Raw genomic sequence first — 21,325 nt, 5'->3', positions numbered from 1 at the left:
AGCCGTATTCTGAACCACCGCCAGCGGCGGTCAGCCAGTACGCCGCCACCAAGGTCTACCTGGTAGAAGTGATGAAAGTCGGTTTCTATGTCATCCCAGCGGGAGAGCATGGAGGGCCATGTCAGTTTAGACATATCCACGTCGGGCCGGTCTTGAATCTTCTCCGCCCACCACTCACGTACGTACTCGCCGTATGTCTCAAGTATGAAGAGGTCTGGCGGCCCACCTCCCGGATCGTTCTCCGAGTATGCCCCCGCGTAGGGGTCGTACCAGAGGTCACTGTCCGGGGCGTAGGCCCACCCATCGGGGTCACGTCTTAGTCGTCCCCACTGGTCTCGCCACTCGTCTGGCCCGTCTCCTGGTTCTCCTGGGAGTCGTTGTTCAACTTCTCGAGTGCTTTTTTTACCGACCCTGTTTCAAAGTACGCCTTAGCCAGGTCGTCGCCGCTCGTGTACTTGATGTGAATGGTTTCCACGATGTGATTGAGTTGTGGGAAGGTGGCGCCGTCCTTCATCAGCTGGCCAAGAAGGCCCCCGGTAATCTTGCCGGTCTCGGTATCGAACTTTGACCCCACGAGGTGTGCGACGCGCTCGAAGGTGGCAATCCCCTGCCCCGATACTGTTTTCTCGGTGCTCGAGTTCAGGCGAACGTGAAACTTGAGTACGTCCTGGGCGGACGGGTCCACCGTGTACTCCTTGCCGTTCAGCGTGAACTTTACGTCGTTGGAGTCGAGGTGCTCCTGTAGTTGCCCAAAGTCTGTCATCGCATGTCCTTTCCTATGCGCTTGTGTTTCAACACCCCGGATTATGACCGGCCTGCATACGCGGTCAGCTAGAGCATGACGAAACCCCCGCGCAGGAAAGGACAAAGCAACGCGGGGGTTCGCTCACCCGCCACTGGGGCGGGGAGAATAGGGGTTTAGGCTGCCGCTCTGGCTACTGGTCGGTAGCACCCGGGGTGCCGCCCGGGTTGCGAGACTCGACTCCCGCCGCGCCCTTCGGGCGAATAATCTTCAGCAGCTCATCCACATCAACCGGGGTGGACTCCTTCTTCTCCTCGCCCTTCTTCACGGAGTGAATACGGGTTGGCTCACAAGAAGACTTGAGATCGGAGGTGAAGGTGCGGAGGTCGTTCGCGCCACCGGAGCCGGAGGTGAACGAGTTAGTCGCCGTGCCCTCCCAGCCCTCGTCAATGTCGGTGCGCCAGGTACGGAAATCAACCTTGCCGTCCGAGCCCAGCTCCTCACCGGTCACCTTCAGCAGCTGCTGGTCCTCGGTGAGGAGGTCAAGGTCACCCTTGCGGGCAAACTGGCCCTCAACGGAAATAGTGAGGGAGCGAGAGGTCTTCTCCTCAGATGCCCAGCCGTTGGAGTCAATGTCGGAAGCGTCAACGGTGTTGGTTTCGATGTTGACGCCGAGGCTGGTGACGCCGCGAACGAACTTGTATTCTGCCGGGTCGGCGCCTACCGGCTTAACTTGCAACGCCCAGCCACGGTTGAGCTGCTTATTCAGCTCGCACGAGTTCGGGGCGGTCGCGTACTTAGCAATTGCCATGGTGGTCTCCTAGGGAGTCGATGGGACTGCCAGCACTGCCTCGTAGGTGTCGATGCTATGCCAGCGAATGTTGGAATCCGGCACTTGTGGATCATTGATGACCCGCCGGCAGACTAGAACGGCCTGCTGCGCGGTCAGCTGAATATCGGTGAGGTCGTGCAGGGCATTCATGGCGCGGGCGGCGTCCCTAGCTGGGGTGAGTTGGTCCTCGGGTGCGCCACGGAACGCGAGGCTGAACCGGGCCGTCGGGTTGCTGTCGGACCAGGCGTTCTCGATGCTGACGTTGAAGATGCAGAGGGCGCGGTCTGGTTGGTCTAGCATTCGCCCGATGAACACAGCCGGGGTGTCTCCGCCGTCCTGATTGTCTGTAGGGTCCGCGCATACGCCCTGGGCGTGGAGGTAGGCGGCGAGGTGATCGGCGAAGTCCTCATGGGTGGCGGGGCGTGGTTCGCTCTGCGTGTTGTACTCGGGCACCTAGATCATCCCCTTAATGTGGTTTCGCACAATCTGCGCGACCCTCTCGGCGTTCTGGGCCCGCGCCGTCTCCAGATACTTAGCCTGTCCAGCACGCGGGTGATTCCAGGTTGTCTCCTCGTGCTGGCGGCGGATGTACGGCAGGCCGTCGTAGCGAACAACGCCCTGAACCTTGCCGCCTGTATCCGTGCCGGGTACCGCTTGGGCGGACTGGCGTAGGTTTCCCGTCTCACCCAGCGGGGTGAGGTCTACGGAGGTCGCCTCAACGACACGCGCCGCCTCCGACACGCCTTGTACAGCGCCTTGCTTCACCCGCTGCTTGACCTGCTCGGTGTTGAGTCGAAGGCTCATAGGATGGTCACCTCCACGTGGTCTGGTGTCAGCCCGGTGCCGGTGTAGGCCCTGCGGGCGGTGACGACCTTCCGCTGTGGTTTCGCCCCGAACTCCTCCGGTATCGTCACCGTGGAACCGATAGCTGGGAGCGGCCCCCCCACATCCCAGTTGAGTGTCCCCGCCACGGTGACTTCCTCCCCGTGCCCTACGCCGGATTGCACTACTCGGGTCTGCATGTTGACGGACGCCATGACGGTTTGCTCGGGGCCGTATGTGACGCCCCTAGCGGTTCGCATCTCCTCGCCCTGTAGCTTCACCTCATGCCTAAACCAGAGGCGTGCCAGGGTTTCGCTCGTGTTGCTACGCATCGCCACTACACCCGAATCCATGGCTGGGCACCAATGAGCCCGGCGTCCTCCAGGATGAGGAGCGCGCCCTCGGACGGCTCCCCGGCTAGAAGACGGGTACGGGCTGCGGTGGCCACACTGTTATCGAAAGAGACAGACGAGCCGTTGTTAGATGAGGAGGCCACGGATGCCTCCACATTGGCGCCGCCGGTCGACAACTCCCCCACTATCCCGGCCTCAACCCAAGCAAGTACCTGGGCACTCGTGGCGTCACGGAACGCCGACCGAATACGCTCACTTGTCGGCATACCGTACTCGTCTACCGCGTAGACAGCGGACTTAGTGTAGCGGCGCATCAGCATCGACGCCCGAGTAATGAGACTGTCTAGCTGAGCATCGTCTAAACCGTCATAGGTGCCGGGAATAGCGTCAGCTATAAGCTCAGTCCGGTCAACGTAGTTCATTTCAAGATTCACCTATCCCCACCTCCAGAGGGGAAACATCATCGTGCCGTAGGTATGAAAAAGGGCGGGCTACCCAACGCCCCCTAGCACCTATCTAGAGGACGGGTAGACCGCCCTGTGTAGCGCCAGCCTTAGGTCACCGTGCCGGTGGCAACCAGGGGCGTGGCACTACCACCCGCCTTTAGGCTGCCGGGGTGGATGCAGCAGCGGAGCCGAGGGTTCCCGGCTTCACGTCAGCCTCCACATAGACGAGGCCCTTCGGGTTAACGACCTTCGCGCCGAAGACCTGAAGACCACGGATAATATCGCCGAAGCGATCCGGGTCACGGAATGCCTCCAGCTCACGGAGCTGGGTGGCGAACGCAAGTGCGCCAGGAACACCCGCCACAATGCCCTCACGGCCAGAGGTGACCGGGGCGTTGTTGGACTGGTACACGTTCAGGCCGAGCTGCGAGATAGACGAGATGAGGCCATTGCGGGCCACAATGTCGGTACCCGTTGCGTCTGCCTGGGTAACGCGGCGGTCTGCGAGAAGAGCGGAGCCGAAGTTAGGGCCGACCACGATCCAGCGCTGGGCGGTGGGCGCGGACACCTTGTTCAGCTCGGTGGCGAGCTTGCGAACCACGTCCCACGCGGTGAGCTGGCCGTCGGAGGGGCGGTAGAAGTCGGCGCCGTCGAATACCGGCTGGTTCTTCAGCTTGTTACCCGCGCCCTCCTTGAGGGCCTCGGCTACTGCCTTATCAATCTCGTCGGCCATCTCCGAGCCGTGCTGGTTGGTGGCGGCGGAAGCGAAGTCACCGGCCGCCTGTACACGGTCAACGTCGGAGACGCGGAAACCGTAGTACCGCTCCTGGTCCATGACCAGCTTCGCAGAGGTCGTGGTCAGGTCATCGTACTCAAGGTCCTTAGTACGGTCGTGTTTCTTGATGGTGGCCTTACCAATGGAGTTAATCTCCACCGTGTCGCCACTGTCCTGAAGCATCGGCTGGTACTTGGTATCAGCGATGCCCGGCTGGGTGTAGATGCTGGACTTCTTGAACGGAACGAGCAGTTCCGGAGCCCACAGCTTAGGAATAAAGGATGCGACAGACATGCGCTATCTCCTTAGAATAGGTGGTTTAGCTTCCCGGCCTTGCGCGCCGCGTAGATTTCCTCAGGGGACATGTTGTCCAGGTCTTCTACGGTGAGCCTGCGGGAGCCACTGTTTTCGGATGGGGTCGGAGCGTTACCGGAAGATGCGGGCGCCACCTGGGCGCGCAGCTTCGGGACTGCTGCCACCGTCTCCGCGACGAGCTCAGCCACCTGGGCTTCGTAGTCATCGGCGGACGGGTCAAGGGCGTTGAATGCTCCACCGCCCTTAATGAAGGGGACAGTCAGATCCGGGTCAGCCTTAGCCTTCTGTACCGCCTCGGTGAGCGCTACCCGCTGACGCAGCTGGTTGTAGCGTTCATCTGCGGCCTTAGCCTGCTCCTGGTACTTCTTGCCAAGGTCCTCGACGTCTTCCTCCTCCGCAAGGCCCATGACCTTAGCCAGGTTCTGCTTGTAGGACTCGAACTGCTGCTCGATCTCCTGCTGGCGTTTCTCGAACTCGGCGGTCGCCTTTTCCTGCTCGCGGAACTTCGTGCGCCACTTCGCGGCCTCAGCGTTGAGTTGGGAGATACGGTCGTCCCCTTCCTCGTTGTGTTGTGGGCTGGTGGGCTCCTGGCCTTCTTCCTGCCCCGGCTGCTGGGTGGTGTTCTCGGTGTTCTGCTCGCCGGTGACGGAGGCGGTGGTGTCTGACATATGGGTGTCCCTTCATCTTCTTGGTTTGTGGTAACTCCTGGTCTGCCACTGCCTCAGATGATGCGAGTGTTGTGCGTGCGGTCAGCTACGTGGCCGCTCGCGGTGCGACCACCGGGTGAGGTGCTCGTGGGCATCTACGTGCTCCCGGATGCGCCGGTTCCACTCTTTTGTTTTGGCGCGGGCGGTGTCCCGGTCGAGCGGGGTGAGCGCTACGGCCTCGCGGCGTTTCCAGCGGCGGAGTTGCCGCTCCATGTACCGCTGCTTCTGGGACGCCTTGTACTTGCGTTTGTTCTCAGCCGGGCTATCCATCGGCACTTGTGGTGTCGGGTCGCCGGGGGTGTAGGCGGTATCGCGGTGCCGACAGTTGACATGGTGGTATCCCTTGCTGATTGCGCCCCGTAGCGTGTCTTTAACCGTCACGGTGACTTTATCGCCCGTGGCTGGGTCTACCATCTCCCTAACCCCTGCCCCGCCCGAAATTGCTAACAGCTGGTTCTGGAACGGGTAGCACTGCGGCGCCGAGGCGGTGTGCCACGACGCCCGTACTAGCTCCACACCGGCCTGCTCATAACCGGACAGGTGGCCCTCCTGCGTTGCCTGATTCCGCATCGTCCTCACGGACATGTCTACGTAGGAGTCAAGCGCCCATTTACGCCCGGCCCTATCAACAAATGCGGTGATGCCCCGGTCGGCGTACTGGTTGAGGGCGTGCCTCATAGCCGCCCTGTGGTCAACCCCAGAAATAATCGCGGACTGTACCGTCTGCGCGGTGATACTGCGGTACACGTCGGAGACTTCGCGGACGACCCTGAGATGTGTGGACGCTATCGCCTGCGAGGTGCCGGTGGCCGCTACCTGTACGGCCGATAGTGCGGCCACGGTGGGTATCGCCTCAGCGCTGTTCCCTACATCTTCCAGGACTCCGAGCATCGCGTCCTTAAACTCCGCCACGGCTAACTCCTCCACCATGCCGTTGGCCTTAGCCCCGGCGGCGGTGAGGATACGGCGGGCCCGTTCTAGGAGCTTCCGAACCTCAGCGTCGCGGTAGAGGAGCCGGTTAACATCCTCATAGGTGCCGTGTTTAATAGCCGCCGAGAGCTCACGGAGGATCAGTATTTCCGCGTCCTCATAGAGGCGCACGAGGCGGGCGGACTGCCTGTCTTTACTGTCCGCCATGGGCTACTCACTATCGGATAGCGGGGCCATATCCTCACCTAGGCCAAGCAGCGGGTCCTGCGGCATGGCGGCGGCCTGGTCTTGCTTGATTCTTAGCTCCTCAGCCTCAACCTCCTCGGGTGTCCACTCGGGGTGCAGCTTTGTGAGGGCGGCGCGGATAGACATGAGGCCACTGGTGTACACGGTCGTGACACTGCCGGTCAGCTCCTGCTCCGACACCTCTATCTGGTCCGGGAGGGACACGACCACCGGTTTCGTGGGCGGCGTGTAGCCGTTCAGTAGGGCATCCATGTGCAGGTAGGCGGTGAGGATGTGGGAGAGGTGGGCGCGCTCGTGGCGTCCCTTGGTGTCGGCGGTGGCGCGGGTACGGCGGGTGCGGGCCCGGGTCTCAGTCGCCGTCATCTCACCAGTTGCCTGCGCGTCCATATCTACGGTGAAGGGCGATAGGCCCAACGCGGATACCGCTTTACGGATACCGGAATCAATCAGAGTGAGGTATTGCTCGACACGCATGTCGAATTGGATCTGCTCGAAGGTTGGTTTCGCCTCGACACTCGGGGACATTGACGCCTTGTAGATGTCGCGGAACCAGTCGAGGTATGAGCCCTGGCCGGGGCCGTCACTCTCTAAGAGTTCCTCGGAGACGAAGAGGCGGCCGCGTGCTGCCTCAACCTCGTGTTGGAGCTGTGACCAGTTGTGGTCGATGTTCTCGAAGATGCCAGCGGCCCGCGCAACATCCGACGTGTGGTAGTAGCGCAAGAGTTTCTTCTGCCTCCAGGCGTGGCGGGGGCGGTAGTTGTCCAGCATGTCGGCGGTAATGAGCTCCGAGCCGGTTGGCAGGACGGTGCCGTCCTGTAGGCCCTCCAGCTCCATGAGGTATGCGGACTCCGGTATCTCGTCATAAGGCACCGGGTAGCCGAGGCTACTGTCCGACCCCTTGAATAGCTGGTATTCAATCTGGCCGGGTGTGTGCCGCTGGAGTAGGCGGAAATAGTCATCGTCGTGCTGGTAGGTGTCCCAGAATAGGATTGCTGTCTGGCGTCCATTCTCGAACTCGGCCATGCCGTTATCCGCGTCAACCCACTCAATCCACGGGTGCGGGTCAACTGACTGGTTCCACACCACGCGGCCATATACCCAGCCGTGTGACCCGGCCCTATATACCGCGCCCCACCAGTCGGCGGCGAAGCGATCCGATGACACCAAGCGGTCTAGGGCCTCGGCGGCCTCCGCGTTGTCCTCATCCTCGGCAGAGAGTTTCGCCTGCGGGGGTTTGCCTGCCATGTAGTCAGCTAGGGCTGTGGTGAGCTCGTCGGCGATGGGCAAATGATGCGTCACAAGGTGCGATGAGTCGGGGGCGTGGCGCTGCGGCTTGCCGAAGAAAGCCCGGGATGCCGCGCCAACCACACCGCCGTTGAACTGGGTGCGGTGGGTGTATGGCCTGCCGTACTGTCTAGCCCGACGCTCATTAATGACGTCTACCTGGCCGGAGATAAGCGCATCATCCCGACGGATTGCCTCAAGCGCCGGGGCGTACTCCTCGGGCGGCCACGGCGTGTTTGGGGCGGGCATTGGCATGGGTGTTCCTCCTTGGCTACGTCTGCCGGGGTGGTGCAAGGGCGCAGCCCCCGTCAACCGCCGAAGTTGGCGACGGAGCGCGCAACCTTAGCCGTTGGGGAACGAGTGCGGGTAGTGGCCTATCCGCCCCTATATCGGCCTGTGTGGTTGGCTGGCGCGGGGTGGCTTACGTGCCCGAGAATGCGAACGACACAACGCCCCTGCACGGCTATGACTATGCGGCGTTCGGGGTGGCGGTCAGCTGGGCCCTCAGCTTCTCAACGTGACGCCCCCACAAGTGGCGGGACGAGTACACGGCGTACCGCATGGCGTCACAGTGGTCGTCTAGCTCCTTTACCGGGGCGTCCTTGCCGCGTTCTGCCGCTGAGGCATCCCACCGGTAGCCGGGTATCTCCTCAATAAGTCTCTTGCAGTCCTCGGCAATAGTGAGCGCCCCGCTGGTGAGTAGCGAGTCAACTTGGCGGATACCATCGACGACGCTGTTATCGGCTTTAGTAGTCCTGACTTTTCGGCGGCGTAGCTCCTCATGGAATGAAGCAGCGGCGGGGTCGATGTATAGGCCCTTAGGCTGGTTCGGTAGGGCGTCTAGCCACTCTTGTAGGGAATCCGCTAGCTCGCCGTCAGTGAGGCGCGTACGGCCCCCTAGGCCGATTGTTTGCGGCGACCACTCGTGTGTTATCTGTAGCCCGTCCTCGGTCACGGTGAGCGCGTACCCAGCTGAGGGGTGGTTGGTGCCGTAGTCAATGCCGACGGCCAGCACGGTCCCCATGGCCCGGTCCTTCACCATGTCCGGGTCCCATGACTCGTACACCGCGCCCTCAGCAGCAGCCCACTCGCCCCGAATCATGCGCCGGTAGAAGATACCCGTATAGGACGCCTTCATGCGCTCCTTGTAGTCCTCGGTGAGGCCTGGGTTATCGTCCATTGTGAACAGTCGGGCGTAGGTGTCGGTCTCGCCCGGCTTGTCGATAAAGTTCGTCTTGAGGTAGTGGGCTGGTGTTGCCGGGTTGGTGGTGGCGAACACTCGAGGGGGGTTTGGGTTGCCCGTGGCGCGCATGCGTGACCAGAGCATTTCCCACACGTTTTCCGGGCAAAGAGTCAACTCGTCATAAAAGAGGAGCTGGTAGGTGCCGCCTCGAATCCTGCCCTCAGCCCCCTGGTCGTTCACCCCAATCACCTGAACCTCACGGCCGAAGATGGTAGCCGTCGGGTTGCGCCTCACGTAGTGGATGAAGGGGGCGGCGGTCGCAAAGATAGGCTCCGTCTGCAGGGGCATGAACACGTTCTGGTAGATCGCGTCAAGTGATTTACCGCAGATGACGATACTTCCGGACGTACCGGCCTGCTTAATCTCCCCCAGCATCATGAACAGCCAGGCGAGTGTCTTACCGGAGGACACGGAGCCATACCAGATATTGAGGGCATGGGTTGAGCGCGCAATGGCGGTGACCTGCCCCCGAGAGAAACGGAAACCCTCGTTACTCATCGTCTAGTGTCGCACCCATAGCCTCGATACTGGCCCTGAAGCTTGTGATAGCCGAAGCGAACTCATCACCACCCGTCACCTCGATATCGAGCTTCACCGCGCCCTCCAGCCCCCATAGTTGGGCGAGCTGCTTATTAATGTCGAGGACGAGGCGGGCCGCTTTAATATCGCCCTCCAGTGCCCGTTTCCAGTAGGCGGCGTGTAGGCGGTTGAGACGCCTGGTGAGTTTAGCGAAGACATGCCGGGCATTGTCTGGGCGGGCGTCCTCCATGGCGCGCTCGTAGTCGTTCCTGGCCTGTGTGTAGCTGATTCCGAGCTGCTTTGCGATGGCCTCGAAGGTGGCTCCGCCGTCGTGCAGTGTGACGACTTTGGCGGCGCGTTCGGCGCGTTTAGGGGTCATGCCTCGTTTAGCCATTGGTGTCTCCTATTTCGCTTATTATCAGTAGTTCATGGGGTCAGATGATGCCTGGGCGCTAGTCGTTGCGTGTTCCTTTCCAGATGCGTTGTATCCCGCCGTGTCTCGGCCCGTGGGCTGACTGCCGGTACCCGATAGGCGTGATGGTTCCGTGAGTGCGCCAGGCGGAGAAGAGGCCGCCCCAGGCGTTGTTATGTGCCGGGGTTAGGCCGTCGGGTATGAGGGCGCGTACATCGTCGGCGGTGAAGGGCTGACCGGTGGATGCTAGTTGCTTGATTGCTTTGTCGGCGTGGTGTGCCCAGTCTCCGAGGATGTGGCATTCCCGCATGTAGGGGGCTTGTATGAGTTGCAGCTGTTCCATCACGGCCGAGTGTGCCGGGTGTGGCGGCGCGGTCGGTTTAGCCCTTCCCCGCGTCCTTGTAGTTCATGGCGGTGTAGGTGGTTTCACGCCGGACGATGCGGACGTCCGGGATGCCGCTCATGGCGTGGAGGGGTGCGGTTCCTCTGGCTTGCCCGATGGTTGCGTGTTCGGAGAGGATGACCATCTTCTTCGGGTTGAAGCGGTCGCCTTGTTTGCTGACGCATAGCCAGGTGGTGTCGGTGCGGCTCATGAGAAGTCTTGGTAATCGACGGTTTTCCACACGCCGGGAGCGTAGATGCGGCTGGTGCCACCGCCCCTCTCTACGATGTTGAGTTCCCCAGCCTCCCCTATGGTGACTGTGAGGATGTTTTCGTGCTCCTCGTAGTGGATGACTCCGGCGATGACGTAGGTGACGATGATGTTCACTGGCCCGCCTCCTGCCCGTTGTGGTCGAGTAGGTATTCGAGTGCTTCCTCGTCACTGTCGAATGCTGTGGTGTGTGTGAGCCACTGCTGCGCGAGGTGTGGGGGGAGTTGTAGGCGTACGGTGATGAAGTCCTCGTAGGGGTTCGTCACCTCTTCCCGGGGTGGTTCCTCTGTGGGGTTGAGGGTGTCCTCGAGGGCGGTGAGGTCTTCCTGTGTGTAGCCGGTGGCGTCGAGGTCTGGTAGCCAGTCGAGGAGGTCGAGGAGGGCCTCGTCGTTGTAGGTGGCCTCGTCAGATGTTTTGTTGTCCACGAGGACGATCTCTGCTGCCTGCGTGGCGTCGACGTCGATGACGTAGCACGGGACCATGAGATGCGGCTGGTCTAGGCCCGCCTCCTGCGCTTCCTGATTGAGTTCCCGCATGGCGGCGAGCGTGTGGTTCCCGGCGAGGACGGCCCATTCTTCCCCAGTTTGGGAGCCGGTGTTCACAAGGAGGGGCTTAAACTGCCCGTGGTTCCTGAGACTGTTTTTAATCGCCGGGATGTTTCCCTTGCGCGGGTTCCGGCCGTAGGTGCGGAGCTGCTCAATGGGGAGGTGTTCGAGGTGCCCCGTGGTGTCCTTTGCTTCCATGATGCTGAGTGTCGGGCACTACGGGGGGCGGTCAGCCGGGGGCTACGGTTGAGCGGGGTGGGCTCAGGTTTGTGGCGGCCCCGTCGAACGCCTCCTGTAGGGCGGCTATCGCCGGTTGCGGGTCCCAGGGGTCGTTAGCCTCGGTGGTCACGGTAGCTCCAGTAGCTCGGGCCGGTAGAGGGGCTTTGAGTCTAGGGACGGCTCCCATGTTGCCTTCCTTTCGTCCTGTGGTTGGTAGGGGACGTTCCCGGCGTCTACGGCGTCGGCGGTGTCGACCACCATCTCTACCCCGAGGGGGAATAGGTACTCGCGCCAGATTTCGGAGGCGGTGAGGCGGGGCGGGAGGATTACGTGGCGCTGGGCGGCGATTGGGCCGCCGTCTACGTTGTCGGTGAGGTGGTAGATGGTGCCCCCGGTGACGCGCTCGTTCATGCGGGCGGTCCACTCGACGGCGGCGCGGCCCCTGTGGAGGGGTAGGAGGCTGGGGTGGTAGCCGAGGGCGTAGGGGGCGCGGGCGCGGGTTTTTCTGCCGACGAAGGCGTGGGAGTGGGCGGTGAGGATGAGGTCCGTGCCGTCGGGGATGTCGTCGGCCCGTAGTAGGGCGTTGGAGGTGCGGGGTAGGTGGCGGCTCATGGCCCAGTTGGTGAGGGCTTCGCCCCGCCCGCCGCGTCCTTCTTCGGGGGCGGCGATGCCGAGGAGTGTGTGCCCGGCGTTGGTGAGGGCCTGGGCGCAGGCCGCGCCGAATGCGCCTGAACCGGCGAGGTAGATTTTTGCCATTTATGGGGTGCCTTTCTTGTAGTTGTCGCCGTAGTAGCGGAAGCCTTGGACGGCGCGGAGGTGGCCGCCGTATCCAAGTTTTCTACCCCGGCTGGAGGTTGCGGCCATTGAGGTCTCCGACCTTCCCTTGTTTACGCCGGAGGTCATGCCGGACACCTGTCGCCACTTCCCGGAGTGCCGGAGGTACCCGCAGAGCGCCGGGTGGGAGGTGTGGAACACCGTTGTCATTTTGCGGCCCGGGAGTACCCCGTTACCGTCGAGCTGAATCTGGCAAACCGTGTTGAGGAACCGTGTACCCACCCCGGCCCCCTGCCACTCGGGCATCGTGACCATGCGGCAGGCGCGGGCCTCAACCGCCTGTAGGCGTCTGCCGTTACGCCTCACGGGTACGTTCCGTGTTCCCACGCCGAGGTGTACTACCGGCTCGCCATCTACGAAACCGGCGTAGCACTTCGCCATTGGCATAGGGCCGGAGTCTAGGTAGTGATGCGGCTTAAAAAGCGGCCATAGCTCCCACCCGCCCATCCGGATCTCCACGTCGATCCTTGGCCTTTTAAAGTGTTGAACCCCCTCCCGTCCACGGAACTCGCCCGTTGCCGTATCAAATACCCAGTCGGGCTCCAGCCAGTCCAGGACGTCGTAGTGGCAGGAAAGAAGGACGGCCCTACCCGGCCCACGCCGCCAGCCCTTGGCGAACGCCCCCGCCCCGACCCTGGCGATCTGCCGGTCAACGACGGAGGAGAACTCGTCGATAATTACCCGGTCCGGTCGCTCCGCTAGTATCTTCGCGAGGTCGGCGCGGAACTTCTGCCCGTTTGAGAGGACGTGGTAGGGGCGTAGCCACGCGGGTACGTCGCCAAGCCCGGCCTGGGAGAGCGCCCCGGTTACCGCGTCGAAGTCGCCGCCCGGGTCGATGCAGTCAACGATGGGCTTGTCATGCTCCCAGCCGCTGGGTTCGTAGATGTGGCCGCCGCCGAAGAGTTGCTTTCCGATTGAGGTTTTCCCGGAGCCGGACGGGCCGACGACGACGCCGATTTGCCAGTCCCCGTCCTCCTCGACGCCTAGGGTGGCGTCAAGGGTGAAGTGTGTTGCCTGTTCGCTTGTGGCGTTAAACATCGACCTGACGCGGTTTGCGCGGTACGTGTTTGAGTCGGCGCACCTATTGTCCACGTTGATTTTGATAGGCATTTAGACGGTCACCACCTTGCAGTCGTAGCCCTCCCCGGTTAGGCGGTTAAATACTTTCTCCTGTTCTTCGGCGTCGGCGCACACGACGGTGACGGCGTATGTTTCCCGGTAGTTGTCGGTTTCGGGCTCGTCGAGTAGCCCCGCGCTGCCGGGCGCCCCCTCGCCGTCCTCCGCGAGGGATCGGAGGTCGTCTACGTCTCCGTAGTCGTAGCCCGTACCGTCGAGGTCGTAGTCCACGGTCTCGAGGAGCCCGAGTAGCTCCTCATTGTCGTATGAGCCGAGGTCGGCGGTGCGGTTGTCCGCCAGAACAATGCGGGCAGCGCGCTCCGCGTCGACGTCAACCATCCACACATCTACATGCTGGTAACGAGCATCATCGGGGTGCTCCTCGGCGAGCTCACGAATTGCTTTCACCGTGTGATTACCGGCAAGAATTTCGTTCGGCTTGTCGGTGTAGGTGCCCTTGTTGACGACTACGGGGCGGAAGATGCCGTTTGCGACGATGCTGCCCTTAATAGCCTGCACATCTCCGAGCCGGGGGTTCTTGTGATACAGGTTGAGGTCTGTTAGTGGCACACGTTGCGGGGTGCCGATGTTAGCTGTGTCCTTTTCCGTCATGAGTATGCAGGCTAGGGAGGTTCCCCAGCGGTCAGCGGAAACCCGCTAAAGTTTCTCGGCCCACACAGAATCCCCTTCGGACATAAGCCGCCAGCCGTAACTCTTAAACAGCCACCTCAGCTCACACGTGCGCAAGATATGCCAATCCCCCGGGCTAGACGGGCTATCTACGAGACAACCAGCGGGGATATAGAACCAGTCCACCGTCTCTATCGTGTCGCCGTCTAGCGCCCTGATTTCGGCGACCTGCGGGTGGTTGAAGTTGAACCAGACGTCATACCTCATGCCGCATCATCCTCAGCCTCGGCTTTGTTGAAGTACTCGACAATCATGTCCGCCGTGAGCTGAGAGATCGTTATCCCCCGGGCGTCGGCAAGCCAGCGCATGTGATCAATCGCCGGTGACGGTAGCCGGAAGCTTGTTTGTGTAGCGGTTCGCTTGTTCGCCACGACACGGTTCTCCGGTGTGTATTGAGTGTCGGAGGAGAGGTAGCTCAGGACAATTTCGATGAGCATCCCGTTTCGCGCTATCCCCCGCTGATCGGCCGCGTCGCGCACCCGCCGCTTCAAGTGCGGCGGCAGGTGAAGCGTGCAGATTTCCAGCTTCATATGTTCAGCCGAGCGCAGGTAATTGAGCGTCTCATGGGCCGCGAGTAGTCCCCTGAACTCTTCGCGTGAGTGCCAGAGGGGTGATTTTTTGATAGCCATTAGCAGCCCCCAAGTGTCGCGTCGTACTGGTCGCCGTTGACCTTTAGGCATCCCCTGCCGATTTGGGTTCCCCCGTGGTAGAAGAAGCCAATTAGTACGCCGGTGGGGTGCTTGCTAGTTGGGGTGAAGCTGAGTCCGTCGCCGAGTCGGTACACCTGTACTTCTTCGTTGAGGCGTTGCTCGATGCTCATGGTGGTTCCTTTCTGCGTAGTGGGGCGCCGCTTGCAGGTGGCGCTAGTGCCCGTCAGGGACTCGAACCTTGGTGTCTGCCAGTCGGGCCGTTTTCGGCTATTTACGCCGGGAACCTCCGCACGATCTCCTTGACCTGCTTTGTAATCTCAAAGGCCGCGCTAGCCGCAATTTGGATTTGGACCGCGTAGTCATTTGCTTCTGCCTCGGTCATGGTGGAGAGGAGCCTAGGGGTGACCTTGGCCTGGTCGTCTTCCCATGTGATGGTCGCGGCTATGTCGTCGCGCTGCTCGATGTTGACGAAGTGCATGGTCTTGTTGCCGGTGATGGTGACGGTCCAGGAGTTCTGGGTGAAGGTTGTGGTCTGGGCGTTCATTGTGATTCCTTTCTGTGGGCTCTTGCAGGAGCCTTTCTTGCTTACGTCCTTAAGTCTACACCGTAGTTTACAGAATGTAAAATTAGCTCCCTATGCGGTACTATCGGTGGAACCAATGCCGTCAGTGCCGCGCTCAGAAACGGCAAGTTCAGAAACCCGCACCAACTCGAACCTCGGGATAGGAACAACCACAAGCTGGGCGATATACTCCTCCGGCTCAATAACCCGCATACGGCGCCCCACGTTATGCAGGGACAGCATGATTTCCCCCGTGTAGCCGCTATCGATGATGCCGGTACCGTTACTTAGCACAAGGTGTTTCTTAATTCCGGTGCTGCTGCGCACAAACACCATGCCCACATGCCCAGCCGGGATAGCCACATGCACCCCAGTGTGGCACAGGCGGTGCTCCCCAACCGGGATAGCGGCGTAGTGGCTGAGGGCTAGGTCAATGCCCGCATCATCTGCATGAGCACGACGCGGTGGGGAAGCGTGATGGTCGAGACTGTAATTAACGTTCATTGTGGTTCCTAGGATTCAGGGTCAATAAGGACTGGTGCAGCGGCTTCGATGGTGAAGCGTCCATCTCGGGTTGCCCCGTGCACGTAGCCACCTTCTCGGGCGGCGTAGACCAGGCGGTCGGGCACCAATCGGGGGTCATATGTGTCGGGGTCCAGGACAATGCGGCAAACCCTGTAATTAGGTAGGTCTGCCGCTGTCATCTCCACGTAGGGCATTAGTACTCGCCTCGCCTAATGAGGCCGATGACGTGTGCAGCTGCTTTGGCTAGGTCTGCTGCACCGAGGTCTTGTAATTCTGCGGGGGTTGGATCATCGTTGCTGTAGTGCTTGAGGTGGTCGATTCCGTAGGAGTAGGCGAGGAGCCTGTCTTCGAGCTGTTTCAGCTTTTCTTGGTAGTAGGATGCATCCGCGCCTATTCGGTTCATATCGCCTCCTCGAACTCCGGGAGTTGACCGGTGGCTGCGATGATTTGAAGCTCCCTCACTAAGGCCCCCTTCTTCGCCCCGGGGTTCGCAGGGCCGCCGCACATCCAGCCGGTGGTCCATAGCCCTGCGCGAACAAGACCAAAGGAATCATGCCGTAGAACGTCCTCGGCGCACTCCGCAATAACGGGGCAGCCCTCACAGAGTCTGCGCGCCATGGAACGCTTAGCCTCAAGGGGCCTTTTATCGCCCTGAAGGTCGAATAATTCGGGGTGTAGGGATCTACACTTGGCGTCCTCGGCCCAGTGGTAGGCATCGGCCCGCATTAGTAGCCCACCTCGTTAAATAGGAGTCTCATTTCTGGTTTCGTCCATGCCTCAATACCGGCCTCGGAGAGGATGCGGACGCGGAAGTTCGCGGCCCATTTAGACCTGTAGGTGCCAACCTCCCGAACGTCCCCGTCTACTTCGCAGAACACTGTGGTCCTACCCGTTCTCTGCCGGAACACGGTAAATCACCTCCTGTACGTGCCGCTCAACAACTCTGAACACGCCATGGGGGAATAGTGTTTCCATCCGGCGCATTTCCTTTACTGCCCCGTTGGGGGTGGCGTGCTCGCTGGTGCCGAACCATGACCACGTGTCATCTTCTCGGCCCCAGTGCTGCACCCTGTAGGTGATTTTGTGAGTCACTTCCCCGCGCCGCCTTTCACCCCGGATTGGTGCTCAGCAATGAGCATCCGTGCGTGACGCGGGTTGGAGATGTTGCGGGGCCAGTGGCGGCCCTTGCGCTTGAACATTGTGCTATTCCTTTCTGCGGTGATTGTGACGCGCTTGCAGGCGCGGTTAGTGAGGAGCTAGTGCCCGTTCTTCGCACTCTTGCAGGGTGTGAGCGTGATTCGCGGAATGCGCTCCCCTCCCCCGCGTGGTGACGCCCGCGCCGTTGGGCTAGAGGGCGTTGGCTGCGACGATGCCCCAGAAGTCGGCGTCCTCGTCGATGCTGTACTCGGGGTTGAGGCCGGTGCCGTCGCAGATGATGAGCTGGTCGGCGATGGCGTCGATGTTGTGCTCGTTCGCGTACTCACCGAGCGGCTCAATGATTTCGCGGGTGATGGCGTCGTCGCGGCGGGCGTAGGTGGTCATTTTCTTTTCCTTTCTGCTAGCCCTTGCAGGGGCTGCTCTTGCTTACGTGTTTAAGTATATATGACAGTTTACGAAATGTAAAATTGAGTACTCTAGCCTGCCCTCACGTAGGGTTCAGGGGCACTCTCACACACCCACAAATCCATCCACATACGACCCCTCAATCCCTTCACGGCAGGCCAAATAACCGGCTCCGGCTTCCCCATAAACCTCGGCAAGTCATCCGGCACCAACCCCAAGCCGGGAATCTGCTTAGACCCCCTCGACAGCGCGTCATAAATCGGCTTCCCAGACGCCGCCACATTATCCGTATCCCGACCCCGATTATCACGAGGCCGATAATGCAGCTGCACAATCAGATAGTCCATACCCTCCGGCATCCGCACGTTACGTGCCAAAAGATGAACGGCCTGCTGAATCTCCCGCTTCTTCGCGGCACGCCCCCACACCGCGCCCCTCGACGCCGGGGCGGAGTCGTTCAGGCTCAGGGGTGGTTTCTCCCACGGGAGCTCGATAGTCGCGAGGTGCTGGGGGCTGTCCGGGTAGGACATGAGGAACGGTTCTGTCATGCTGGAATCTCAAATAAAGTCGGCTGGATGGTGACGGCCCCTCGCTTGCGGGGCGGTGCGGAATGGCGCTTGCGGTCTATCGGCTTCCTCAGGCCCCGCTGCTCAGTCGGGTGCTCTTTCTTCCACTGGGCATAGGCGGAGCGGCAGGACGTGCAGAAGCCCCGGGCATAGTGCATCTGGTAGCCCTCCGGCTGCTCCTCGTGGCGGTTCCACTTGGTCATTGGGCGGTTGCAGTTTCGGCACCTGTCAGGGCGGCGGGCGCCGATGTTGTCGCGGTGTGTCGTCTCGATAAGGTAGGCGGGTACCTCCATCTGGGCGATGGCGGCGAGCTTGTAGGCGGTGTCTAGGTCGCCGTGGCAGATGACGCCTGCCTGTATGACGTCGGCGGCGGGTGCCCTCAAGTCCTCGCTTAGGCTTGTGCCTGAGGTGAGGGCATCGGAGGCGCAGCGCTTGAGGAGTGGGCAGGCGTGGCACATTTTGAGCGCTGCCTCGATGCTGTTGTGCGGTGCTCTGGCGGGGTTGATGAATGCTCGGTTCTTGGTGTTGGTGCAGGCTGGCTTCACGACGTTCCCTAGTGGTGCTGGTGGGATTCCTGTGTCGTGAGCTATTGTTCACCGTTCGATCTTGTGTGCCAATCCCCCCAGCCACACAAGACGCTCTAGGACACGATGGGACTAGATGGGGGCGGCGGAAAGATGCCCCCGATGAGCCCACAAACCTCGCGCCAGCACCTCCGCCTGCTCGACACTCAAATCAACCTGAACGCCCGCGACTTCCAGCGATACAGCGGCGTACTCATCACCTGGCGTCGTGTCAGTAAACGACTCCACACGGACAGTGCCACTAGCGGACTCAATAACGGTAGGCGGCATGGCGTCTCCTCACTCTCGGCGGCTAACGAAGGCAATATTAGAACACAGGGGCGACACGCGCCCCCACTGCGGGCATATTCGCAGGCCACCTATCAGAACGGTGGCTCCGAGCTCCCACCGCTGAAGCCGCCCCGTGGGGCGCTATTCCACGGGTCCTGCTGCGGCGCCTGCTGCCCACCGCCCTGCCGGGCCTTCGACATGCTGCCCACCATCCACATCAACGACGGGCCAAGCGCCCCCTTGCCCGGATTCACGGTCACCTCCAGCGCGGTACGCTCGACACCCTCCCTGGTCGTGTAATTACGGGCTGTGAACTTGCCCTTCACGATAACCTCCATGCCCTTAGCGAGAGTTTCGGCGGCATGTTCCCCTAGCTGCTTCCACGCACTCACCCGGTAGAACGTGGCGTCTCCGTCCTCCCACTGGTTCGTCTCGCGGTTGAGGCGGCGCTCATTTACCGCGACACTGAACTGGGCCACCGGGGTACCCTGAGGCGTGTATCTGAGCTCTACGTCGGTGCTGATATTTCCGACGATCGTGACATCTTGAATGGTCATGGACGTATCCTTTCTGATTTTTTGGGGCGGTCAGCCCCGCGACGGTTGCAGCCGCCGCTTTAGGAGAAGTTTCTAGAATCCTGCTTTTTCGTAGTCCGTGAGGGACGCTCCCGCCGAGGCGCAAGCCGTCGGGGCTGATACCCCGGCGCAGGAGATGTACCAGTGATCGCCGTAGATTAAGGCCGTGTTATCAACCTGCTCGGCGGCGCCAACCATTGCCTCCACAAGCTGGCCAGTCGGGTCAGCGTTCACAATGTACGAGACGCCAGACGTCTCACAGGTCAACCCCTGTTCGATGCTGTCTGTATTCGCGCATGTCACATTCTGGCCCTGTAGGTAGTTCAGTACCTGGATAGCCGATTCGAATGTCTCCGGGTCCGTCTTGCCCGGGGCTGCCTCGGCAGTCGTGGACAGCTCACTGGTGGGCGTCGGGGTGTCCTCAGCCCCACCGCCGCATCCCGATAGTAGAAGCGGGGCGGCGCAGGCCGCGAGTAGAATTTTACGCATTGAAAGTTCCTTCTTGTTCATCGTTCGCCCTTAGCAATAAGGGACAGCATCGGCTTAGAAACACCGAGAAGTTCAGCCATCTTCCCCATTGGCACACCAGCGGCGCTTGCTCGACGGACAGCGTTAGACCTCTCGGTCTTAGCGGCGCGCATGGCGTCCTTCAAGTCCTCCACCTCCCGGTGTGCTTTTATCGCATCCTGTAGGTGCCGCTCCTGAAGTGCGGCGAATTCGTCATCGGTCATCATGTCTCTATCGTATCTAGGGGCAGCTACGCCGCGCTCATGCTTCCTCCACTAGGTTGGCCACGTCTAGTAGGAAGCCCGCTAGTGGCCTCCATTCATGCGGTGCGAGGTTAAACGTGTCGCCGCCCGATTTGAGGTGAATATACTCTCGCTTGTTGGTGGCGGTGAGGTCACAGAATGCGCCGCTTGGGTCTTCAATGGTGATGTCCGGGGCTAGTCGAGAATAACGGTCGGCGTATGCCATGGCCTCAGCCCAGGTTGGGAAGCCTTGGTAGCGCTTCCACCCGTGTTCGATTGCGTACCAGATGCCGTATGCTTTATTGACCTTCCAGCGGTTCATTCTTCCTCCCATTCCCCTACGAAGCGGCGGTGTGTGGGGTCACCGTCGTAGTGGTACACGTCGGTCATGTCTTTGTAGTTGCCTAGGTATTCGGCGTGCTCCCATTCCCCTGCTGGTGGTTTGCCGTCTGGTGACCAGGCGCGGGGGAGGTCGGGGCGGAGAGTTATCTGCTCCGGCTGCACTAGCTCGTGTCCGATTGCCGCATTGAAGACTTCGTATTCGTCTTCATAGGCCGCGTCGTAGTCGTTGCCAGCTTTGATGATTACGGTGGTTATGACTTCTTCGGGCGCGCTGTGCGGGCCTTTGGTTCCTACTGCTGGCCGGTAGTCACACCACATGCCTACACAGTTGGCGCGTTCTTCGGGTGTGAGGTCTGCAAGAGTGGTCATGCCTGCTCCTTCAGTTGGTCGTAGATGGGTGTGGCTTCTGGCGTGTGGTGGTTGTCGCCGTCGAGTTGGATGTGGTCGGCGTACACGGTGAGGTGAACACGGTGGAGATTGGGGAGGATTGTTTCGATGGTTGGGGCTTCGTCACTGTGTAGGAGTGGGAGGCCGTCGAGGGTTATGCCGCGTGGACTGATGTTGATTCTGTGGGGTCTCATGCTTTCCCCTCCTCATGCTTGGCCGCTGCGAGTATTGTGCGGCCAATGGCGACTGCCTCCGGCGCGTTGAGCACCAGCCGGAATGGCTTTTCTTGGCAGTCATGCCCGAAGACGACGATGTGCTCCCCATAGCTGCGAATATCGCCTACCGGGCCGGGTAGGTACCAGACTGCGCCGCCTGAACCCATGCCCCGGCTGGGTTCCGGTAGGTCTTCAGCCAGTAGCCCCGCCTCAGCGAGTTCATTAGCTATGCGGTAATGCGCAGGGACTTCTTCATCCTGCTTATTGTTTTCCTTCACCGCTATCAGGGCTGCGCGTCCCCTGTTGGTAATGCGGAATCCTTTAATGTTCATGCTTTCTCCTTCGAGTATTGGGCTGCCGCGAGGACGGCGAGGGCGAAGAAGCGGGCTTCCGCTGGGGTGAGGTCGCCGGGTTCGACGCGCTGCACCATGACTCTGCCGCCGGGTGCTGTCCATACACTCGGGCCGGTGAGGCCGCAGGGTAGCCAGCCCTTACCTCCCGGCACAATGATTCCCGCGTCGTTCGCCTCAGGCAGGTCCGGGGCTAGTAGCCCTGCGTTAGCGAGTGCTTCTACCGCGTCGTGTGGGTGGATGCGTAGCTCGCCGGGCCGTCGGGCGGATTCCAGCACAGCGAGGGCTTGGTCAAAATTAGTCAT

At 61.1% G+C, this 21,325-nt stretch carries 39 protein-coding genes; all 39 read right to left on the bottom strand.

Annotated elements, in window-relative coordinates; all coding sequences use genetic code 11:
- Window positions 1-316: 316 nt before the first annotated feature.
- The 39 genes from HMPREF2604_RS07650 to HMPREF2604_RS07450 all read right to left on the bottom strand — a co-directional run bounded on the left by HMPREF2604_RS07650 (window position 317) and on the right by HMPREF2604_RS07450 (window position 21,325).
- Window positions 317-763 (bottom strand): DUF7426 family protein, encoded by a 447-nt coding sequence (locus HMPREF2604_RS07650; RefSeq protein ID WP_070564561.1) that lies wholly within the window; start codon window positions 761-763, stop codon window positions 317-319.
- Between the two features lie 172 nt (window positions 764-935).
- On the bottom strand, window positions 936-1,553 hold the full coding sequence (locus HMPREF2604_RS07645; RefSeq protein WP_070564559.1) for a phage tail tube protein: 618 nt from the start codon (window positions 1,551-1,553) through the stop codon (window positions 936-938).
- A 9-nt stretch (window positions 1,554-1,562) separates the two neighbouring features.
- Complete coding sequence (locus tag HMPREF2604_RS07640) at window positions 1,563-2,027, bottom strand: phage tail terminator protein (RefSeq protein WP_070564557.1); 465 nt, start codon at window positions 2,025-2,027, stop codon at window positions 1,563-1,565.
- Window positions 2,028-2,378, bottom strand: coding sequence for a hypothetical protein (locus HMPREF2604_RS07635; protein WP_070564554.1), 351 nt, complete (start codon window positions 2,376-2,378; stop codon window positions 2,028-2,030).
- Entirely contained in the window at window positions 2,375-2,656 is a 282-nt protein-coding gene (locus HMPREF2604_RS07630) for a hypothetical protein (RefSeq protein WP_246818396.1), read from the bottom strand. The genes HMPREF2604_RS07635 and HMPREF2604_RS07630 overlap by 4 nt, the downstream gene beginning before the upstream one ends.
- Before the next feature lie 77 nt (window positions 2,657-2,733).
- Complete coding sequence (locus HMPREF2604_RS07625) at window positions 2,734-3,183, bottom strand: hypothetical protein (protein ID WP_070564550.1); 450 nt, start codon at window positions 3,181-3,183, stop codon at window positions 2,734-2,736.
- A 169-nt stretch (window positions 3,184-3,352) separates the two neighbouring features.
- Window positions 3,353-4,264 (bottom strand): phage capsid protein, encoded by a 912-nt coding sequence (locus HMPREF2604_RS07620; RefSeq protein ID WP_070564547.1) that lies wholly within the window; start codon window positions 4,262-4,264, stop codon window positions 3,353-3,355.
- An 11-nt stretch (window positions 4,265-4,275) separates the two neighbouring features.
- The gene (locus tag HMPREF2604_RS07615) at window positions 4,276-4,953 is read right to left on the bottom strand and encodes a hypothetical protein (RefSeq protein ID WP_070564544.1); all 678 of its coding nucleotides are present in this window, start codon (window positions 4,951-4,953) and stop codon (window positions 4,276-4,278) included.
- An 81-nt stretch (window positions 4,954-5,034) separates the two neighbouring features.
- A complete protein-coding gene (locus HMPREF2604_RS07610) occupies window positions 5,035-6,129 on the bottom strand; it encodes a phage minor capsid protein (RefSeq protein ID WP_070564541.1) in 1,095 nt (364 codons plus the stop codon).
- A 3-nt stretch (window positions 6,130-6,132) separates the two neighbouring features.
- A complete protein-coding gene (locus tag HMPREF2604_RS07605) occupies window positions 6,133-7,707 on the bottom strand; it encodes a hypothetical protein (RefSeq protein WP_070564538.1) in 1,575 nt (524 codons plus the stop codon).
- Between the two features lie 214 nt (window positions 7,708-7,921).
- The gene (locus HMPREF2604_RS07600) at window positions 7,922-9,193 is read right to left on the bottom strand and encodes a PBSX family phage terminase large subunit (protein ID WP_070564535.1); all 1,272 of its coding nucleotides are present in this window, start codon (window positions 9,191-9,193) and stop codon (window positions 7,922-7,924) included.
- Window positions 9,186-9,608, bottom strand: a complete 423-nt coding sequence (locus HMPREF2604_RS07595) for a hypothetical protein (RefSeq protein ID WP_070564531.1) — start codon at window positions 9,606-9,608, stop codon at window positions 9,186-9,188. Before HMPREF2604_RS07595 ends, HMPREF2604_RS07600 begins: the two co-directional genes overlap by 8 nt.
- A gap of 58 nt (window positions 9,609-9,666) precedes the next feature.
- Window positions 9,667-9,969 (bottom strand): hypothetical protein, encoded by a 303-nt coding sequence (locus HMPREF2604_RS07590; RefSeq protein ID WP_246818395.1) that lies wholly within the window; start codon window positions 9,967-9,969, stop codon window positions 9,667-9,669.
- A 37-nt stretch (window positions 9,970-10,006) separates the two neighbouring features.
- On the bottom strand, window positions 10,007-10,219 hold the full coding sequence (locus HMPREF2604_RS07585) for a hypothetical protein (protein WP_070564525.1): 213 nt from the start codon (window positions 10,217-10,219) through the stop codon (window positions 10,007-10,009).
- Window positions 10,216-10,395, bottom strand: coding sequence for a hypothetical protein (locus HMPREF2604_RS07580; protein WP_070564522.1), 180 nt, complete (start codon window positions 10,393-10,395; stop codon window positions 10,216-10,218). Before HMPREF2604_RS07580 ends, HMPREF2604_RS07585 begins: the two co-directional genes overlap by 4 nt.
- Window positions 10,392-11,021, bottom strand: a complete 630-nt coding sequence (locus HMPREF2604_RS07575) for a ParB/RepB/Spo0J family partition protein (protein ID WP_070564520.1) — start codon at window positions 11,019-11,021, stop codon at window positions 10,392-10,394. Before HMPREF2604_RS07575 ends, HMPREF2604_RS07580 begins: the two co-directional genes overlap by 4 nt.
- A 147-nt stretch (window positions 11,022-11,168) precedes the next feature.
- A complete protein-coding gene (locus tag HMPREF2604_RS07570) occupies window positions 11,169-11,798 on the bottom strand; it encodes a formyltransferase family protein (RefSeq protein WP_070564517.1) in 630 nt (209 codons plus the stop codon).
- Window positions 11,799-12,986 carry an ABC transporter ATP-binding protein gene (locus HMPREF2604_RS07565; RefSeq protein ID WP_070564514.1) on the bottom strand — a complete coding sequence of 396 codons (1,188 nt, stop codon included), beginning with the start codon at window positions 12,984-12,986 and terminating at the stop codon, window positions 11,799-11,801.
- Window positions 12,987-13,604: a ParB N-terminal domain-containing protein gene (locus HMPREF2604_RS07560; protein ID WP_070564511.1), complete on the bottom strand. Its 618-nt coding sequence runs from the start codon at window positions 13,602-13,604 to the stop codon at window positions 12,987-12,989.
- A 45-nt stretch (window positions 13,605-13,649) separates the two neighbouring features.
- Entirely contained in the window at window positions 13,650-13,889 is a 240-nt protein-coding gene (locus HMPREF2604_RS07555) for a hypothetical protein (RefSeq protein ID WP_070564508.1), read from the bottom strand.
- Complete coding sequence (locus tag HMPREF2604_RS07550) at window positions 13,886-14,311, bottom strand: hypothetical protein (protein ID WP_070564505.1); 426 nt, start codon at window positions 14,309-14,311, stop codon at window positions 13,886-13,888. The genes HMPREF2604_RS07555 and HMPREF2604_RS07550 overlap by 4 nt, the downstream gene beginning before the upstream one ends.
- Window positions 14,311-14,502 (bottom strand): hypothetical protein, encoded by a 192-nt coding sequence (locus HMPREF2604_RS07545; protein ID WP_070564502.1) that lies wholly within the window; start codon window positions 14,500-14,502, stop codon window positions 14,311-14,313. The genes HMPREF2604_RS07550 and HMPREF2604_RS07545 overlap by 1 nt, the downstream gene beginning before the upstream one ends.
- Window positions 14,503-14,603: 101 nt before the next feature.
- A complete protein-coding gene (locus tag HMPREF2604_RS07540; RefSeq protein ID WP_070564499.1) occupies window positions 14,604-14,876 on the bottom strand; it encodes a hypothetical protein in 273 nt (90 codons plus the stop codon).
- Between the two features lie 90 nt (window positions 14,877-14,966).
- Window positions 14,967-15,398: a dUTP diphosphatase gene (dut, locus tag HMPREF2604_RS07535; RefSeq protein ID WP_070564495.1), complete on the bottom strand. Its 432-nt coding sequence runs from the start codon at window positions 15,396-15,398 to the stop codon at window positions 14,967-14,969.
- An 8-nt stretch (window positions 15,399-15,406) separates the two neighbouring features.
- Complete coding sequence (locus HMPREF2604_RS07530; RefSeq protein WP_070564492.1) at window positions 15,407-15,613, bottom strand: hypothetical protein; 207 nt, start codon at window positions 15,611-15,613, stop codon at window positions 15,407-15,409.
- The gene (locus tag HMPREF2604_RS07525) at window positions 15,613-15,822 is read right to left on the bottom strand and encodes a hypothetical protein (protein ID WP_070564489.1); all 210 of its coding nucleotides are present in this window, start codon (window positions 15,820-15,822) and stop codon (window positions 15,613-15,615) included. The genes HMPREF2604_RS07530 and HMPREF2604_RS07525 overlap by 1 nt, the downstream gene beginning before the upstream one ends.
- On the bottom strand, window positions 15,819-16,145 hold the full coding sequence (locus HMPREF2604_RS07520) for a WhiB family transcriptional regulator (protein ID WP_070564487.1): 327 nt from the start codon (window positions 16,143-16,145) through the stop codon (window positions 15,819-15,821). The genes HMPREF2604_RS07525 and HMPREF2604_RS07520 overlap by 4 nt, the downstream gene beginning before the upstream one ends.
- Window positions 16,146-16,766: 621 nt before the next feature.
- Window positions 16,767-16,961 carry a hypothetical protein gene (locus HMPREF2604_RS07505; protein WP_070564478.1) on the bottom strand — a complete coding sequence of 65 codons (195 nt, stop codon included), beginning with the start codon at window positions 16,959-16,961 and terminating at the stop codon, window positions 16,767-16,769.
- Window positions 16,962-17,053: 92 nt separating this feature from the next.
- A complete protein-coding gene (locus HMPREF2604_RS07500; RefSeq protein WP_070564474.1) occupies window positions 17,054-17,530 on the bottom strand; it encodes a RusA family crossover junction endodeoxyribonuclease in 477 nt (158 codons plus the stop codon).
- Complete coding sequence (locus HMPREF2604_RS07495) at window positions 17,527-18,093, bottom strand: WhiB family transcriptional regulator (RefSeq protein WP_070564471.1); 567 nt, start codon at window positions 18,091-18,093, stop codon at window positions 17,527-17,529. The genes HMPREF2604_RS07500 and HMPREF2604_RS07495 overlap by 4 nt, the downstream gene beginning before the upstream one ends.
- Before the next feature lie 111 nt (window positions 18,094-18,204).
- Window positions 18,205-18,402: a hypothetical protein gene (locus tag HMPREF2604_RS07490; protein ID WP_070564467.1), complete on the bottom strand. Its 198-nt coding sequence runs from the start codon at window positions 18,400-18,402 to the stop codon at window positions 18,205-18,207.
- A 92-nt stretch (window positions 18,403-18,494) separates the two neighbouring features.
- The gene (gene ssb, locus HMPREF2604_RS07485; protein WP_070564464.1) at window positions 18,495-18,959 is read right to left on the bottom strand and encodes a single-stranded DNA-binding protein; all 465 of its coding nucleotides are present in this window, start codon (window positions 18,957-18,959) and stop codon (window positions 18,495-18,497) included.
- A gap of 72 nt (window positions 18,960-19,031) precedes the next feature.
- Window positions 19,032-19,466, bottom strand: a complete 435-nt coding sequence (locus HMPREF2604_RS07480; protein WP_246818394.1) for a hypothetical protein — start codon at window positions 19,464-19,466, stop codon at window positions 19,032-19,034.
- A 17-nt stretch (window positions 19,467-19,483) separates the two neighbouring features.
- The gene (locus HMPREF2604_RS07475; RefSeq protein ID WP_070564457.1) at window positions 19,484-19,711 is read right to left on the bottom strand and encodes a hypothetical protein; all 228 of its coding nucleotides are present in this window, start codon (window positions 19,709-19,711) and stop codon (window positions 19,484-19,486) included.
- Window positions 19,712-19,745: 34 nt separating this feature from the next.
- Complete coding sequence (locus tag HMPREF2604_RS07470) at window positions 19,746-20,048, bottom strand: hypothetical protein (protein ID WP_070564454.1); 303 nt, start codon at window positions 20,046-20,048, stop codon at window positions 19,746-19,748.
- On the bottom strand, window positions 20,045-20,437 hold the full coding sequence (locus HMPREF2604_RS07465; protein WP_070564451.1) for a hypothetical protein: 393 nt from the start codon (window positions 20,435-20,437) through the stop codon (window positions 20,045-20,047). The genes HMPREF2604_RS07470 and HMPREF2604_RS07465 overlap by 4 nt, the downstream gene beginning before the upstream one ends.
- Window positions 20,434-20,649 (bottom strand): hypothetical protein, encoded by a 216-nt coding sequence (locus HMPREF2604_RS07460; protein ID WP_070564447.1) that lies wholly within the window; start codon window positions 20,647-20,649, stop codon window positions 20,434-20,436. The genes HMPREF2604_RS07465 and HMPREF2604_RS07460 overlap by 4 nt, the downstream gene beginning before the upstream one ends.
- A complete protein-coding gene (locus HMPREF2604_RS07455) occupies window positions 20,646-21,002 on the bottom strand; it encodes a hypothetical protein (protein WP_070564444.1) in 357 nt (118 codons plus the stop codon). The genes HMPREF2604_RS07460 and HMPREF2604_RS07455 overlap by 4 nt, the downstream gene beginning before the upstream one ends.
- The gene (locus HMPREF2604_RS07450; RefSeq protein ID WP_070564441.1) at window positions 20,999-21,325 is read right to left on the bottom strand and encodes a hypothetical protein; all 327 of its coding nucleotides are present in this window, start codon (window positions 21,323-21,325) and stop codon (window positions 20,999-21,001) included. Before HMPREF2604_RS07450 ends, HMPREF2604_RS07455 begins: the two co-directional genes overlap by 4 nt.

This window comes from Corynebacterium sp. HMSC055A01 (genome assembly GCF_001809405.1).
Taxonomy (GTDB): domain Bacteria; phylum Actinomycetota; class Actinomycetes; order Mycobacteriales; family Mycobacteriaceae; genus Corynebacterium; species Corynebacterium hesseae.
The sequence above is the reverse complement of the archived record's forward strand: the minus strand, read 5'-3'. Positions and strand labels throughout refer to the sequence as shown.

What these genes read in the sequence shown, in the direction of transcription:
- HMPREF2604_RS07650 (WP_070564561.1), bottom strand. Translation starts at nt 763, where the DNA reads ATGACAGACTTTGGGCAACTACAGGAGCACCTCGACTCCAACGACGTA.
- HMPREF2604_RS07645 (WP_070564559.1), bottom strand. Translation starts at nt 1,553, where the DNA reads ATGGCAATTGCTAAGTACGCGACCGCCCCGAACTCGTGCGAGCTGAAT.
- HMPREF2604_RS07635 (WP_070564554.1), bottom strand. Translation starts at nt 2,378, where the DNA reads ATGAGCCTTCGACTCAACACCGAGCAGGTCAAGCAGCGGGTGAAGCAA.
- HMPREF2604_RS07630 (WP_246818396.1), bottom strand. Translation starts at nt 2,656, where the DNA reads ATGCGAACCGCTAGGGGCGTCACATACGGCCCCGAGCAAACCGTCATG.
- HMPREF2604_RS07620 (WP_070564547.1), bottom strand. Translation starts at nt 4,264, where the DNA reads ATGTCTGTCGCATCCTTTATTCCTAAGCTGTGGGCTCCGGAACTGCTC.
- HMPREF2604_RS07615 (WP_070564544.1), bottom strand. Translation starts at nt 4,953, where the DNA reads ATGTCAGACACCACCGCCTCCGTCACCGGCGAGCAGAACACCGAGAAC.
- HMPREF2604_RS07610 (WP_070564541.1), bottom strand. Translation starts at nt 6,129, where the DNA reads ATGGCGGACAGTAAAGACAGGCAGTCCGCCCGCCTCGTGCGCCTCTAT.
- HMPREF2604_RS07605 (WP_070564538.1), bottom strand. Translation starts at nt 7,707, where the DNA reads ATGCCAATGCCCGCCCCAAACACGCCGTGGCCGCCCGAGGAGTACGCC.
- HMPREF2604_RS07600 (WP_070564535.1), bottom strand. Translation starts at nt 9,193, where the DNA reads ATGAGTAACGAGGGTTTCCGTTTCTCTCGGGGGCAGGTCACCGCCATT.
- HMPREF2604_RS07595 (WP_070564531.1), bottom strand. Translation starts at nt 9,608, where the DNA reads ATGGCTAAACGAGGCATGACCCCTAAACGCGCCGAACGCGCCGCCAAA.
- HMPREF2604_RS07590 (WP_246818395.1), bottom strand. Translation starts at nt 9,969, where the DNA reads ATGGAACAGCTGCAACTCATACAAGCCCCCTACATGCGGGAATGCCAC.
- HMPREF2604_RS07585 (WP_070564525.1), bottom strand. Translation starts at nt 10,219, where the DNA reads ATGAGCCGCACCGACACCACCTGGCTATGCGTCAGCAAACAAGGCGAC.
- HMPREF2604_RS07575 (WP_070564520.1), bottom strand. Translation starts at nt 11,021, where the DNA reads ATGGAAGCAAAGGACACCACGGGGCACCTCGAACACCTCCCCATTGAG.
- HMPREF2604_RS07570 (WP_070564517.1), bottom strand. Translation starts at nt 11,798, where the DNA reads ATGGCAAAAATCTACCTCGCCGGTTCAGGCGCATTCGGCGCGGCCTGC.
- HMPREF2604_RS07565 (WP_070564514.1), bottom strand. Translation starts at nt 12,986, where the DNA reads ATGCCTATCAAAATCAACGTGGACAATAGGTGCGCCGACTCAAACACG.
- HMPREF2604_RS07560 (WP_070564511.1), bottom strand. Translation starts at nt 13,604, where the DNA reads ATGACGGAAAAGGACACAGCTAACATCGGCACCCCGCAACGTGTGCCA.
- HMPREF2604_RS07555 (WP_070564508.1), bottom strand. Translation starts at nt 13,889, where the DNA reads ATGAGGTATGACGTCTGGTTCAACTTCAACCACCCGCAGGTCGCCGAA.
- HMPREF2604_RS07550 (WP_070564505.1), bottom strand. Translation starts at nt 14,311, where the DNA reads ATGGCTATCAAAAAATCACCCCTCTGGCACTCACGCGAAGAGTTCAGG.
- HMPREF2604_RS07545 (WP_070564502.1), bottom strand. Translation starts at nt 14,502, where the DNA reads ATGAGCATCGAGCAACGCCTCAACGAAGAAGTACAGGTGTACCGACTC.
- HMPREF2604_RS07540 (WP_070564499.1), bottom strand. Translation starts at nt 14,876, where the DNA reads ATGAACGCCCAGACCACAACCTTCACCCAGAACTCCTGGACCGTCACC.
- dut (WP_070564495.1), bottom strand. Translation starts at nt 15,398, where the DNA reads ATGAACGTTAATTACAGTCTCGACCATCACGCTTCCCCACCGCGTCGT.
- HMPREF2604_RS07530 (WP_070564492.1), bottom strand. Translation starts at nt 15,613, where the DNA reads ATGCCCTACGTGGAGATGACAGCGGCAGACCTACCTAATTACAGGGTT.
- HMPREF2604_RS07525 (WP_070564489.1), bottom strand. Translation starts at nt 15,822, where the DNA reads ATGAACCGAATAGGCGCGGATGCATCCTACTACCAAGAAAAGCTGAAA.
- HMPREF2604_RS07520 (WP_070564487.1), bottom strand. Translation starts at nt 16,145, where the DNA reads ATGCGGGCCGATGCCTACCACTGGGCCGAGGACGCCAAGTGTAGATCC.
- HMPREF2604_RS07505 (WP_070564478.1), bottom strand. Translation starts at nt 16,961, where the DNA reads ATGACCACCTACGCCCGCCGCGACGACGCCATCACCCGCGAAATCATT.
- HMPREF2604_RS07500 (WP_070564474.1), bottom strand. Translation starts at nt 17,530, where the DNA reads ATGACAGAACCGTTCCTCATGTCCTACCCGGACAGCCCCCAGCACCTC.
- HMPREF2604_RS07490 (WP_070564467.1), bottom strand. Translation starts at nt 18,402, where the DNA reads ATGCCGCCTACCGTTATTGAGTCCGCTAGTGGCACTGTCCGTGTGGAG.
- ssb (WP_070564464.1), bottom strand. Translation starts at nt 18,959, where the DNA reads ATGACCATTCAAGATGTCACGATCGTCGGAAATATCAGCACCGACGTA.
- HMPREF2604_RS07480 (WP_246818394.1), bottom strand. Translation starts at nt 19,466, where the DNA reads ATGCGTAAAATTCTACTCGCGGCCTGCGCCGCCCCGCTTCTACTATCG.
- HMPREF2604_RS07475 (WP_070564457.1), bottom strand. Translation starts at nt 19,711, where the DNA reads ATGATGACCGATGACGAATTCGCCGCACTTCAGGAGCGGCACCTACAG.
- HMPREF2604_RS07470 (WP_070564454.1), bottom strand. Translation starts at nt 20,048, where the DNA reads ATGAACCGCTGGAAGGTCAATAAAGCATACGGCATCTGGTACGCAATC.
- HMPREF2604_RS07465 (WP_070564451.1), bottom strand. Translation starts at nt 20,437, where the DNA reads ATGACCACTCTTGCAGACCTCACACCCGAAGAACGCGCCAACTGTGTA.
- HMPREF2604_RS07460 (WP_070564447.1), bottom strand. Translation starts at nt 20,649, where the DNA reads ATGAGACCCCACAGAATCAACATCAGTCCACGCGGCATAACCCTCGAC.
- HMPREF2604_RS07455 (WP_070564444.1), bottom strand. Translation starts at nt 21,002, where the DNA reads ATGAACATTAAAGGATTCCGCATTACCAACAGGGGACGCGCAGCCCTG.
- HMPREF2604_RS07450 (WP_070564441.1), bottom strand. Translation starts at nt 21,325, where the DNA reads ATGACTAATTTTGACCAAGCCCTCGCTGTGCTGGAATCCGCCCGACGG.